Below are 12316 nucleotides of genomic sequence, written 5' to 3' on the forward strand. Positions count from 1 at the left end.
CCCGTCAGGGGCCGGTTTGTGACATGGCACGGGAATTGTGTGACCTACCTCTCAGCGAATTCCGCCCGCGTCACACTCACCCGGCGCCCCGCCCTCTTGAACGGGAGTGATTCCACGCACCGAAAGAAGCCGACCGATGACGGACAGCAACCACAAACCCCTCGACTTCACCGCGATGTACGCCTCGCACGACGCCTTCCGGCGCGACCTGGAACGCCTCGCGGCGGCCGTCGCCGAGGACCGGGCCGCCTCGCCCGCGGTCAGGGCCGGCTGGGAGAACTTCCAGCGGCAGCTGCACATCCACCACACCGCGGAGGACAGCGACCTGTGGCCGCAGGTGCGCGAGCGCGTGGCGGGACGCCCGCGCGACCTCGTCCTGCTCGACGAGATGGAGGCGGAGCACTCCCGCATCGACCCGCTGCTCCGGGCCGTCGACGTCGCGCTCGCCGACCGTGCGCCCGAACTGCCGGATCTGGTACGGGCGTTGGCGGCAACCCTCGACGACCACCTCAAGCACGAGGAGGACAGCGCCCTGCCGCTGATGCAGGACGTCCTGACGGCCGCCGACTGGGCCCGCTTCACCGGCCGTATGCGCGAGGTGCAGGGCGTGCGCGGTGCCGCGCTGTTCGTGCCGTGGGTCGTCGACGGCGCCCCGCCCGCCGACCGCGCCGCCTTCCTGGGCGCCCTGCCCCCGCCGGTCCGGGCGCTCAACCGCCTGTTCTGGGAGCCGGGTTACCGGCGCAGGGGGCTGTGGGCGCAGGGCTAGTCGTCACGACGCGTCGTGGAAGACGATGCCCAGGGCGCGCCGGTGGCCCGAGCGGACCGTGCTCACCCCGTGCCGCATCGCGCCGGCCGACCAGCCCCGCTTGGTGTGTACCGGACGGTCCCGGGTGGTGAAGACCAGGCCGTGGCCCTGGCGCAGTGCGGTCGCGGTGCCCCGGGACTGGGCCCTGGGCCGCTGCTCGACCATCAGGAACTCGCCGCCGGTGTAGTCGACGCCGTACGCGTCGAGCCCGACGACCACCTGCAGCGGAAAGACCTTCTCGCCGAACACGTCACGGTGCAGGGCGTTCCAGTCGCCCTCCGCGTAGCTCAGCAGGATCTGTGCCGACCGGTCCTGCCCGGCCGCATGGCACGCCTCCAGCCACTCCTCCAGGGAGTCCGGCCAGGGCGCCGGGCGGCCGAGCCGGGCCGCCCAGTCCCGCGCGATCGGCAGCAGACGCGGGTACAGGGCGGCGCGCAGGGCGGACACCGCAGCCGGCAGATCGTGGGTGAAGTAGCGGTACTCGCCGGAGCCGAAGCGGTGCCGTGCCATGTCGACCGTGGTCCGGAACAGCTCCGGCTTCTCGTACAGCGCGGCCAGATCACGGCACTCCGCCACTGTCAGCAGCGGTCCGGTCGGCGCGCTGCCGTGGAGGTCCAACTCGCTTGCGAGCGCCGCCCATTCGGTGCCCGCGACGCGCTGTTCAGCCTGTGCCTCGGTGAGGGTCATCCCGTCTCCCGCCGTCATACGAGCATCTGCTGCAGCGCACCCTCGTGGGTGAGCAGCCGCACCTTGCGCTCGACTCCGCCCGCGTACCCGCGCATCGACCCGTCTGCGGCGATCACGCGGTGGCAGGGGCGGACGATCAGCAGCGGATTGGCGCCGATCGCGGCGCCCACGGCCCGGACCTCGTCCCGCGGCACCTCCAGCCGCGCGGCCAGTGCGCCGTACGTGGTGGTGCTGCCGTACGGGATCTCGTCGAGGGCCTGCCAGACCCGCTGCTGGAACCGGGTCCCCTCGGGGGCGATGTCCAGCTCGAAGCGGGCGAGCCGGCCCTCGAAGTAGGCGGTGAGCTGCCGGGCCGCCTCCGTGAACGCCGCGTCGTCGCGCCGCCACCCGGAGCGGACGACCGGTGCGTTGCGCTGCCCCGTCATGGAGAGCGACACCAGCGCGGTGCCCTCGCCGACCAGGAGCAGTTCACCTACGGGACTGTCGATCGTCGTGTACGTCTTCATGGCTCCAGTCTGCGGCTCCGGCCGGCCCGGAACCGGCGGGAATCGGACGTGGTCCTCGGCCGCCGCGGTCGTCCCCAGGTACCGTCCTCATGTCGCTGTGACCAGGCATTATTTACGCGTAAGTACCTCGGCGGTACCGTGAAGGCATGCCAGCCCTGAATGTCGAGTTCAGCGACCGCGAGCTTGAGGACCTGAGGCAGATCGCCAAGGAACGCGGTACGTCGATGAAGGCCCTCGTGCGCGAGGCCGCCGCAGCGGACATAGCCCGGCACCGCGCGCTGCAGGAGGGCGCGGAGGCGTTCCGCCGGTTCTTCTCCGCCCACGCCGACGAGTTCGCGGCCGCCTTCCCCGACGACGAACCGGCGCACGCCGGCGAAGGGCGGGTCGCCTGACCGATGGCACCCGTCATCCATATCGATGTGCCGTGGCTGCTCCAGCGCCACGAAGAGGTCCTGCCCGACCAGCCGACCGTCAACGACTTCTCCGCGCTGGTCGCCGCCGTCGCCCGCCATCGCGTCGATCCGCCCCGCCTCGGGGTGAACTCCGACCCGGCCTGGCGGGCCGCCGCCCTGCTGCACACCCTCGCCCTGCTCCGGCCGCTGCCGTCGGCCAACGCCCGTTTCGCGTGCGCGACAGCCGTGGCGTACATGTTCGTCAGCGACGTCGGCATCGATCCGCCCTACGGCGCCCTCGTCGACCTCGCGCGCGATCTGATGTCCGGCAAGACCGATGTCTACGGCGCCGCCGACCGGCTGCGTTCCTGGCAGATCTGAGGGCCGCCGACCGAGTCGGTGCAGACCCGCCCTCCGGGGCCGCCGGCCGAGGGCGGGAGGAACAAGGCCGGCGGCCCGTGTGACGCAGGAGAGCCGCCGTCCTGCGCCGGGCCTCCGAGAAGGGCCGGTACCCAGTGCACTACGGGGTGGTGCGCGCCGGGAGCGTGCGCGGGGCTCCGGCGCGTGCGCCCCTTTCACACGGGGCGCATGGAATGGTGAATGCTCAACCGGGCGCGCTGAGTTGCCGCTGTTTCTGACCATCTTTCAAAGAGGCTGATGTTGCCCAAGTGCCTTGTTGGTCATGAGTGTCCTGTGCAAGGGTGAACCACCCGTGCGGGGGGTGTAATGGCCGGGTGCCGATCGCCCTATCGGTAACCGGGTCTCGAATGGACCTACCCGAATTCACGCCCTCCTGTGTGTCCCATGCGCGTGGGAAGGAATCCGCTCAGTGCCCACCCCCCACCCACCTCGCCCCCCTTACCCGCCGTCCGGCGGGGGCCCCGGAGAATCCGACGAGGTCCTCGCCGCTCGGCTGAGGGGCCGGCCCGACGGTGAGGTCGCCCAGACCGTCGCGCTGCTGATGGCGCGGCACTGGCAGCCCGCCCGCGAGTACGCGGCCATCTGTCTCGCCTCCTCGTCCGAGACCGCCTCCATGGCCACCTCGGCCGCCTTCCACCAGGTCCTCGACCGGCTGGCGCTGGGCGAACCCGCGCTCGCGGTGCGGCCCCGGCTGCTGGTGGCCGTGCGCGACACGGTCCGTGTGTGGTCCGCGGAGGAACGGATATCCGGAGTTCTGCCGGAGCTGCAGAAACCGGCCGGAGGGCGCGGTATGCGGTCGGCGAAGTCCATGACGCCCGAAAACCGCAAGCTCGCCGAGCGTTCATTCCTCGGACTGCCCGGACTCTTCCGCTGTTTGCTCTGGCACCGCGAGGTCGAGGCGGAGTCCATTGCCGTTCCCGCCGCCCTGCTCGGCATGGATACCGAGACCGCGTCGGCCGCGCTCGAACAAGCGCGTGAAAAATTCCGGGAAGGTTGTGTACAAGCGCATCGGGAACTCGCGCCGAGCAAGGAATGCCGGTTCTACAACCGTCTTCTCGACGTTCCGATGCGCCGCGGCGGAGCCCTGCTGCCCGATGTCCAGCAGCATCTGGCGGAGTGCCGCTACTGCCGTTTCGCCGCGGAACAACTGAGCCATTTCGAGGGCGGGTTGGGGCTGCTTCTCGCCGAGGCGGTACTCGGCTGGGGCGCCCGCCGCTATCTGGAGACCCGTCCCGGACGCACCCGGCAGGGGACCCGGCCGCACGGCCACTCGCGGCACGGCGGCGCACGCTCGCGCATCCTGCCCCGGATCCCCCTGCCCGGCCGAAGACCGCCGGGCGTACTCAGGAACTCGCGGGCCCTGCTGACCGGCGTTGGCGTCGTCTCCGCCGGGCTGCTCGTGACGGTCTTCACGGCCGGTCTGTTCTCGCACGACGACGGCGTCGACCCGGCCGCCTCCAAGACCGCGGGCGGTGTCACGGCGCCCGGCGCGGGCTCCCGCTCCGCGCCGGGTACGGCCCGACTGCCCGCCGTTCCGGGGCAGTTCAGGCTGCGCAACGCCGGGGCCGACCTGTGCCTGGACATCAGGGGCACGGCGAAGGCGGGCGCCGGGGCGGTCCTCGCGACCTGCTCGGACGCCCTCACCCAGCAGTGGTCGTACGAGAGCGACGGACTGCTGCGCAGCCTCGCGGACGTCGCACTGTGCCTGGACTCGCACGTGGACGCGGGAGTGGTCGTCCTCGGCCGGTGCGCCGCCGCGAAGGACGAACGGAGCGACGACGTGCGCTACGACCTCACCCCGCAGGGCGAGTTGCTGCCCCGCTGGGACGACCGCCTCGCCCTCGCCCCCACCGCCGCCGAGCCCGGCGCGGACATCGTGGTCAAGGTCCGCGACGGCTCCACGTCCCAACGCTGGCCCGCCGACCCGACGACCTCCGCCAGCCCGAGCTCCCTGTCCATCACCGGAACCCGAACAGCCCCACAGGTGCGGCCTGCCGGGCTGTCGGGGTCGGTTCGCTGAACGCGGTGAGTTCAGCGTCGGATACCTGAGCGCGGTCAGCTCACGACATCCTTGGGGGGCTCGCCCGTCAGGAAGGCGGTGACGTTCTGTACGGCCGCCAGGGCGATGCGGACGAGGGTCTCGCGGGTGACGCCGCCGACGTGCGGGGAGAGCACCACGTTCGGGGACCGCAGCAACCGCAGGGCCGGGGTGGGTGGTTCGGGGTCGAAGACGTCGATGCCCGCGCCGGCCAGGGCGCCCTTCTCCAGTGCGTCCGCGAGGGCGTCCTGGTCGATGAGGGCGCCCCGCGCGGTGTTGATGACGAAGGCGGAGGGCTTGAGGAGCGCGAGGCGCTCGGCGTCGAGGAGGTGCCGGGTCTCGTCGGTGAGGGGCGCGTGCAGGGACACGTAGTCGGCGGTGCGCAGCAGCTCGTCGAGCGGGACGTGGCGGGCCCCGCCCAGCCGGGCCTCCGTGTCCTCGGGCAGTCTGCGGCGGCCGGCGTAGACGACGTTCATGTCGAACGCGACCGCGCGGCGGGCCACTTGCTGCCCGATGTTGCCGAGCCCGACGATGCCCAGCGTCTTGCCGGACAGCTCGGTCAGGGAGCGCTGCAGGCGGGGGAGTGCCCAGTCGGCCTCGACGAGCGCGGTGTGCGCCGGGACCAGCTGCTTGGCGAGCGCGAGCATCAGGGCGAAGGTCTGCTCGGCGACGTTCTGCGCCTCGGCGCCGCTGGAGCCGATGTTGGCCACCCGTACCCCGCGGGCGCGCGCGGTCTCCAGGTCGACGTAGTCGAAGCCGTGGCTCGCACACTGCACGAGCTCCAAGTCCGGTGCGGCGGCGAGGTGTTCGGCGCTCACCGGAGCGAGGCCGGTGATGATCACATGCGCGCCGCGCAGGGCCGCCGGGTCCTCGTCGGTCGCCTCGACCACGGTGACGTTCGCCTCGCCGGGGAAGAGCGTGGCGAGCCCGGCGCCCGCGGTACGGCCGCCGACGTGTGCGCTGATGACGGCGAGGACGTTCTTCGGGTCGGTGCTCATACGGATTCCTCGATGAGGTCGGCGGGGCCGATCGTGGCGGGCGTGGCGTGCCCCGACAGGGCGAGGGTGAGGTCGAGTTCGGCCAGCAGACAGCGGATCACATGCTCGACGCCCGCCTGTCCGTCGAGTCCGAGCCCGTACACGTACGGCCGCCCCAGCAGCACCGCCCGCGCGCCGAGCGCGAGCGCCTTGAAGACGTCGTCGCCGGTGCGCACCCCGCTGTCGAACAGAACCGTCAGCCGGTCGCCGACCGCTTCGGCCACCCTGGGCAGCGCGTCCGCGGCGGCCACGGAACCGGCCACCTGACGGCCCCCGTGGTTGGAGACGACGACCCCGTCCATCCCGGCGTCGGCGGCGAGCCGGGCGTCGTCCGGGTGCAGGGTGCCCTTGAGGACGATCGGTCCGTCCCAGTTCTCCCGCAGGAAGGCCAGGTCCGGCCAGCTCTTGCCGGGATCGGCGAACATGCCGACGAAGTGCATCACGGCCGCGTTCGGGTCCTCGGTCACCGGCTTGGCCAGCCCCGCCCGGAAGGCCGGGTCAGAGAAGTAGTTGGCGGTTCCCACGCCGTGCAGGAACGGCAGATAGGCCTGGTCGAGGTCGCGCGGCCGCCAGGCCAGCAAGGGTGTGTCGAGCGTGACGATCAGCGCGGTGAACCCGGCCGCCTTCGCCCGGTTCAGGAAACTGCGGGCCACCTCGACGTCCTTGGGCCAGTACAGCTGGAACCAGCGCTCGCCGTCCCCCATGGCCTCGGCGACCTGCTCCATGGGCGTGCTCGACGCGGAGGACAGGACGAACGGCACGCCCTGCGCGGCAGCGGCCCGGGCGGCGGCCGGCTCGGCGTCCGGATGCATGATCGACAGCACGCCGACGGGCGCCAGCGCGAGTGGCGCGGGCAGGGCGCGGCCCAGCACCTCCACCGACAGGTCCCGCTCGTGCACGTCCCGCAGCATGCGCGGCACGATCCGGCGCCGCTGGAGCGCCGCCCGGTTCGCGCGTGCCGTGCTGCCGTCGCCCGCACTGCCGGAGACGTAGCCGACGGGCCCGGGACCGAGCCGCTGCTCGGTCAGCTCCTCAAGTCGGGTCAGATCCGTGGGCAGCCGAGGTACGGCTCCCGTCATCCCGTTGAGATAGATCTCGTACTGGAAGTCCGCCCAGTGCTTGGCCATGAGGAGGGTCCGCCTCTCGTCGCTGAGAACGCCGCTGCCGACCCTACCGGTGGGTACGAGACAGGGAAGCAGCCGGTCACGGCCGCCTTCCGGAGGATTCCGGCCGGTTCACCACCTTGCGGTCAGCTCCGCGAGCCGGCCGACCGGTCCTGCGGTGCCTCGTCGCCGGCTCCCGTTCCCGGACCGGTGATCGGCGGCACCGGCACCTCGACGGTACGGGCCAGCCGCGCCCCCTCGGGACCGTAGGCCGCCCGGGGTTCGGGGAACAGACGGAGCAGCGCCAGATACAGCACCGCGGCCACGACCAGGGAGAGCGGCAGGCTGATGTCGACGCCGTTCGCCAGGTCGCCCAGCGGTCCGACGAACTGGCCGGGGATGTTCGTGAACAGCACGCCGACGAGGGCGGAGACCCACCACGCGGTCATGCCCCGCCAGTTCCAGCCGTGCGCGAACCAGTAACGGCCGCCGCGCTGACGGCGGTTGAAGACCTGCAGGGCGTCCGGGTCGTACCAGCCGCGCCGGGTGAGGAAGCCCAGCATCATCACGACCATCCACGGCGTGGTGCAGGTGATGATCATCGTGGCGAACGTCGAGATGGACTGCACGAGATTCAGCCCGAACCGGCCGATGAAGATGAACGCGATCGAGACCACACCGACCAGCACGGTGGCCTGCACCCGTGACAGCCGCGGGAACACCGAGGAGAAGTCGAGGCCGGTGCCGTAGAGCGCGGTCGTGCCCGTCGACATGCCGCCGATCAGGGCGAGCAGACACACCGGCAGGAAGTACCAGGCCGGGGAGATCGCCAGCAGCCCGCCCACGAAGTCGGGGGCCGCCGGATCGACGTACTTGGGGGCCTTGGCCGCGATGATGCTCGCGGTCGCCAGTCCGAAGACGAACGGCACCAGCGTCGCGATCTGCGACAGGAACGCCGCGCCGACCACCCGGCGGCGCGGGGTGCTCGCCGGGATGTAGCGCGACCAGTCGCCCAGGAACGCCCCGAACGACACCGGGTTCGACAGCACGATGAGCGCCGCGCCGATGAAGGACGGCCAGAACAGCGACTGCGTCGCCGCGTCCGCGGAGTCCGTGAAGACACCGGCGTACGACGGGTCGAAGTCACCGGCGAACGCGATCGCGCCGAGCAGGAACAGCACCGTCGCCGAGGCCACCGCGACCTTGTTGACGAAGAGCATGAACCGGAAGCCGTAGACACACACCACGAGGACCAGAACGGCGAACAGCGTGTACGCGACGACGTACGACGGCGTGCTGCGCTCCAGGCCGAAGAGCCGGTGCGCGCCGCCGACCAGGGCGTCGCCTGAGCTCCACACCGAGATGGAGAAGAACGCGATCGCGGTCAGCAGCGACAGGAACGAGCCGACCACCCGTCCGTGCACGCCGAGGTGCGCGGAGGACGAGACCGCGTTGTTGGTGCCGTTGACCGGACCGAACACCGCCATCGGGCACAGGATCAGCGCGCCCGCGACCACCCCGAGGAGCGTGGCCGTGAGGCCCTGCCAGAAGGAGAGGCCGAAGAGGATCGGGAACGCGCCGAGGACACAGGTGGAGAAGGTGTTGGCGCCGCCGAAGGCGAGGCGGAAGAGATCGAGCGGGGTCGCGGTGCGGTCGGCGTCGGGGATGCGCTCGACGCCGTGGGCCTCGACCTCGGTGAGGGACGGGGGCTGGCCGGCGGGGGAGTCGGACGACTGGGAGGACAAGTGCGGCTCCAGCGGGGACGGGCCGGTCGGGGTGTGCCGACGCTACGACCGTGCGCAAGACCCGCACCAGAGGATGATTCATCCACCTTTCGAGATCGACATGTACGAACACTCCATCAGTCGTCAGACGAGTCGTCCGCCGGGCCGTCCGGTGTGGCGTCCTGCGGTGCGGTGTCCGGGCCCTGGGCCCGCACGCGCTGGACGTGTTCGAGGGAGTCGCGCAGCTCGGTGAGCCAGTCGTCGGTGTGGCGCTGGACCAGGCGTACGCACCAGGCCAGGGCGTCGCTGCGGCTGCGCGCGACGCCGCCCGCGATCAGGGTGTCGAGGACCTGTCGCTCGGGCTGGCGCAGCCGGGTCATCACGGGTGCGGCGACATGGGTGAACAGGGCGCGCTCCCCGCCGCACTCCACGCCCCAGGAGACCTTGCGGCGGAAGCGGTGCTCGGCCTCGCGCGCCACCTCGACGCGCGCCTGCCGGGTGCGCTCCCGGAACTCCTCGATCCGGCCCTGTGTCGCGGCCTCGCGCTCGGCGTCCGACGCGCCCTCGGCGAGCCGGGGTTCGGGGATGCGGCCGATCACGGTGATCTCCTCGCGGTCGACCGTGACCTCGGTCAACTCCTCGAAGAGGTCCTCGGGGACGCGGCCGGCGAACCAGCCGCGCAGCTTGTCCCGCTGCTCTGAAGTAATCATGTAATGACGATTACTCGCCCGGACCATGAACACAAGGGGGTCCGCGGGAGTCCGCCGACGGCTCAACCGGAATGTTTCAGGCCTATTAACGAAGCGCAGGAAATCGGCCAGTTGGCTGCATCGAGCGATCAAGTTCCGCTCAGTTCCGGGGTTTGCACATTCAAATTATGTGACTTCACGCCACTGATTGAACACGCAAGGTTACCGAAACGCGTGGGGTGAAGGTGTGTTTCGGCGGCGGACTCGGCAGACTCCAGCTCGCCGGTCCGGCACCGACCCGAGAGCGGTCCGGCACACCCTCGAACCAGCGGAAGGATGCACACAATGCGGAACACCGCGCGCTGGGCAGCGACCCTCGCCCTCACGGCCACCGCCGTCTGCGGGCCCCTCACCGGAGCCGCACTCGCCGCCCCGGCCACTGCCCCCGCCTCCCTCTACGCCCCCTCGGCCCTGGTGCTCACCGTCGGCCACGGGGACAGCGCCGCCGCGGCGACACCGCTGCGGGCCGTCACCCTGAACTGCGCGCCCACGGCCTCCGGCACCCACCCGGCCGCCGTCTCGGCCTGTGCCGAACTGCGGGGCGTCGCCGGCGACTTCGCGGCCCTGACCGCGAGAGACGACGTGCTGTGCACCAAGCAGTACGACCCGGTGGTGGTCACGGTCGACGGCGTTTGGGAGGGCAAACGCGTCTCCTACGAGCGCACCTTCGCCAACCAGTGCGTGAAGAGCTCGTATCTGACGAGCGTCTTCTCGTTCTGAGAGACCGGGATCGCTCAATCCCCGTGAGCATCTGAAGCGGCCCGCAGGTGGGGAGTGCGAGTCCTTGGCGCGGGGCCCGGCGATCTCGTACCAGGACCGGGCGGGCGGAGTGGGGCCGCCCGCCCGGTTACTGGGTCATGTCCGCCCCTTCCCGGGGAGAACGGGGAGGGGCGGAAGCCGTTCCGGATCAGTCGGTGTCCGTGGTGCGGCGGCTCTGTGTGCGGTCGCGGTGGCTGGTGTCGCACCACGGGAAGCGGCGGCTGCGGCGGCAGGTGCACAGCGCGACCCGGAAGCGGTCGGAGCGGACCGTGCTGCCGTCCTCCAGTTCCACCTCGACCGGCCCCTCCACGAGCAGGGGGCCACGGCGCTGGACCTTGATGCGGCGCGCGGGTTCAGCAGGGGAGTTCGGCACGGACGACCACCAGCTCTTCCTTCTCGTCGGCGGCCACCAGACCGCGCTGCCGCAGCCAGTCCGCGCGTGCGCGCAGCACCGGCCCGAACGGGATCCGGCGGCGGTGGGTGACGGCCGCCCTGAACCCGGCGTCGTGCAGCCGGCCCAGCGTCCGGTCGGGGTTGCTGAGCACCGAGTGCACCATCAGCAGGACACCGCCGGGGCGCAGCACCACCGGGGCCTCCCGGCAGATCCGGTCCAGCACGAGCCGTCCGTCCTCGCCCGCGTCCCAGGCCCGGGCCGCACCGCGCGGCCGGGTGCGGGCCGCGGGCGTGGGCACGTAGGGCGGGTTGGAGAGGATCAGGTCGAACGACTGGCCGCGCACCGGCGCGAACAGGTTGCCGCGCCGGGTCCGCACCGGGACCCCCGCGAGCCGTGCGTTCAGGCGTGCCGTCCACACCGCACGCCACGAGACGTCCACGGCGGTCACGCGGGTGCCGCGCCGGGCGGCCGCCAGCGCCAGCGCGCCGGCTCCGGTGCCGACGTCGAGGACGTCGGCGTCCGGCGCGAGAGGTTCTTCGGACAGGGCTCCGACCAGGAGGTCCGTGTCGTCCTGCGGGGCGTACACACCCGGGGGCGCCAGTGGTCTCACCGGGCTCAAGTACCCCGACATTCAGGAGATAAAAGAGATTTCCGAAAAGACGGGCCTGCGCAGGGACGACCTGCCCTCGCGCCACTCCCCGAGCAGCTCGGCGCCGAAGCGGTCCTCCAGATACCCGGTGGCGTCGATGCCGAACACCACGTCGGACGCCAGATGCGGCTCGTCGGCCAGCAGCCCGCCGATGACCTCATGGCGGACGACCTGCTCGTGGACGGCGTCGGCCTCGACGTGCTCGTCGTAGAAGTGCTCGGCGGCCGGTCCCGCCCCGGTGCGGCGCATCGCCTCGGCCAGCCGCCGGGACCCGGGCGAGGAGGTGATCTCGACCGATGCGAAGTGGCCCACCAAGGCACCCCGCAGGGAACGGTGCAGACCGAAGAGCGACATGAGGTTGACCGTCGCGAGCATCCGGGCGCTCGCCGCGTCCAGATAGCGGCCGTACGTCGTGTCCAGGCCCAGATCCGTCATCAGCTCGGCGAACAGGTGCGCGTGCACCCGGTCGGGGCGGCTGCCGCCGAACTCGTCGAACTCCACCGCCGCCATGCCCGCCTTGGCGCGGCCCGTGAGCCGGGGCAGCACCCAGGCGTGCGGGTCGGCCTCCTTGAGGTGGTAGAGGGAGCGCTGGGCCGCGTACTCGCGCAGCTGCCACAACTCGCCCTCGTCGCGCAGGAAATGGCTGACGCCATTGCCGTCTGAGGGCTCGACGAGCAGGTCGGCGAGTGCGTCGTCGAGGGTGTCGTGGACCGGGGTGTCCGCGCGCAGGGCGGTCAGGAAGCGGTGCTCCAGGGCCGCCCGGGTGCGCAGCAGGTCGGGGTCCCACTCGCGGTCGGGAGCCACGCCCGCGAAACCGCGGTAGTGGAGTTCGTAGCAGAGGTAGAGGGCGAGCTGGAGGTCGTCGCCGTAGGCGGGAGCCGCCGCGACCGCCTCGGGGCGCGGCAGCGGGCCCGCGTCGAGCAGATGGTCCTTCACTGCTGCCGAGACGGGTCCCCGGGGCTCGGGGAGCCGCGGACCTTCGTGGTGGTGCGTCATACGCGCCGGGTACCCGGACGGCGGTGGGTCATCCGCGGCGCGGGAGCCGCAGGGTGC

14 protein-coding genes are annotated in these 12316 nt (G+C 71.7%); 5 read left to right on the forward strand and 9 right to left on the reverse strand.

What is annotated here, in order from left to right; genetic code table 11:
• The first annotated feature begins 136 nt into the window (after positions 1 to 136).
• Positions 137 to 766, forward strand: a complete 630-nt coding sequence (locus MQN93_RS21125) for a hemerythrin domain-containing protein (RefSeq protein ID WP_242710782.1) — start codon at positions 137 to 139, stop codon at positions 764 to 766.
• Between the two features lie 3 nt (positions 767 to 769).
• Here MQN93_RS21125 and MQN93_RS21130 read toward each other — a convergent pair whose 3' ends face one another.
• Both MQN93_RS21130 and MQN93_RS21135 read right to left on the reverse strand, forming a co-directional pair.
• On the reverse strand, positions 770 to 1492 hold the full coding sequence (locus MQN93_RS21130; protein WP_242710783.1) for a 2OG-Fe(II) oxygenase: 723 nt from the start codon (positions 1490 to 1492) through the stop codon (positions 770 to 772).
• A 14-nt stretch (positions 1493 to 1506) separates the two neighbouring features.
• The gene (locus MQN93_RS21135; RefSeq protein ID WP_242710784.1) at positions 1507 to 1998 is read right to left on the reverse strand and encodes a methylated-DNA--[protein]-cysteine S-methyltransferase; all 492 of its coding nucleotides are present in this window, start codon (positions 1996 to 1998) and stop codon (positions 1507 to 1509) included.
• Between the two features lie 146 nt (positions 1999 to 2144).
• Here MQN93_RS21135 and MQN93_RS21140 point away from each other — a divergent pair, with 146 nt between their 5' ends.
• From MQN93_RS21140 to MQN93_RS21150, 3 genes are all read left to right on the forward strand, one after another.
• Positions 2145 to 2390, forward strand: a complete 246-nt coding sequence (locus tag MQN93_RS21140) for a hypothetical protein (RefSeq protein ID WP_016430733.1) — start codon at positions 2145 to 2147, stop codon at positions 2388 to 2390.
• A gap of 3 nt (positions 2391 to 2393) precedes the next feature.
• Positions 2394 to 2771: a hypothetical protein gene (locus tag MQN93_RS21145; protein WP_016430732.1), complete on the forward strand. Its 378-nt coding sequence runs from the start codon at positions 2394 to 2396 to the stop codon at positions 2769 to 2771.
• A 448-nt stretch (positions 2772 to 3219) separates the two neighbouring features.
• Entirely contained in the window at positions 3220 to 4830 is a 1611-nt protein-coding gene (locus MQN93_RS21150) for an RICIN domain-containing protein (protein ID WP_242710785.1), read from the forward strand.
• Positions 4831 to 4865: 35 nt separating this feature from the next.
• Here MQN93_RS21150 and MQN93_RS21155 read toward each other — a convergent pair whose 3' ends face one another.
• From MQN93_RS21155 to abmR, 4 genes are all read right to left on the reverse strand, one after another.
• Positions 4866 to 5846 (reverse strand): 2-hydroxyacid dehydrogenase, encoded by a 981-nt coding sequence (locus MQN93_RS21155; protein ID WP_016430730.1) that lies wholly within the window; start codon positions 5844 to 5846, stop codon positions 4866 to 4868.
• A complete protein-coding gene (locus MQN93_RS21160) occupies positions 5843 to 7012 on the reverse strand; it encodes a lactate 2-monooxygenase (protein ID WP_242710786.1) in 1170 nt (389 codons plus the stop codon). The genes MQN93_RS21155 and MQN93_RS21160 overlap by 4 nt, the downstream gene beginning before the upstream one ends.
• 122 nt (positions 7013 to 7134) lie before the next feature.
• Positions 7135 to 8733: a purine-cytosine permease family protein gene (locus MQN93_RS21165; RefSeq protein ID WP_242710787.1), complete on the reverse strand. Its 1599-nt coding sequence runs from the start codon at positions 8731 to 8733 to the stop codon at positions 7135 to 7137.
• Between the two features lie 116 nt (positions 8734 to 8849).
• Entirely contained in the window at positions 8850 to 9422 is a 573-nt protein-coding gene (gene abmR / locus MQN93_RS21170) for an ATP-binding transcription factor AbmR (RefSeq protein WP_242710788.1), read from the reverse strand.
• A gap of 324 nt (positions 9423 to 9746) precedes the next feature.
• On the opposite strand from abmR, the gene MQN93_RS21175 reads away from it, so the two are divergent.
• Positions 9747 to 10181, forward strand: a complete 435-nt coding sequence (locus MQN93_RS21175) for a protease inhibitor (protein WP_242710789.1) — start codon at positions 9747 to 9749, stop codon at positions 10179 to 10181.
• Between the two features lie 187 nt (positions 10182 to 10368).
• Here the strand turns inward: MQN93_RS21175 and MQN93_RS21180 are convergent, their stop codons facing one another.
• From MQN93_RS21180 to MQN93_RS21190, 3 genes are read right to left on the reverse strand one after another with little or no spacing between them, the layout of a single operon-like run.
• Positions 10369 to 10593 carry a CDGSH iron-sulfur domain-containing protein gene (locus MQN93_RS21180; RefSeq protein WP_016430725.1) on the reverse strand — a complete coding sequence of 75 codons (225 nt, stop codon included), beginning with the start codon at positions 10591 to 10593 and terminating at the stop codon, positions 10369 to 10371.
• Entirely contained in the window at positions 10574 to 11245 is a 672-nt protein-coding gene (locus MQN93_RS21185) for a HemK2/MTQ2 family protein methyltransferase (protein WP_242710790.1), read from the reverse strand. Before MQN93_RS21185 ends, MQN93_RS21180 begins: the two co-directional genes overlap by 20 nt.
• On the reverse strand, positions 11246 to 12259 hold the full coding sequence (locus MQN93_RS21190) for an iron-containing redox enzyme family protein (RefSeq protein ID WP_242710791.1): 1014 nt from the start codon (positions 12257 to 12259) through the stop codon (positions 11246 to 11248).
• Positions 12260 to 12316 lie beyond the last annotated feature (57 nt).

The sequence above is a fragment of the Streptomyces spinosisporus genome, from assembly GCF_022698145.1.
Lineage (GTDB): Bacteria > Actinomycetota > Actinomycetes > Streptomycetales > Streptomycetaceae > Streptomyces > Streptomyces spinosisporus.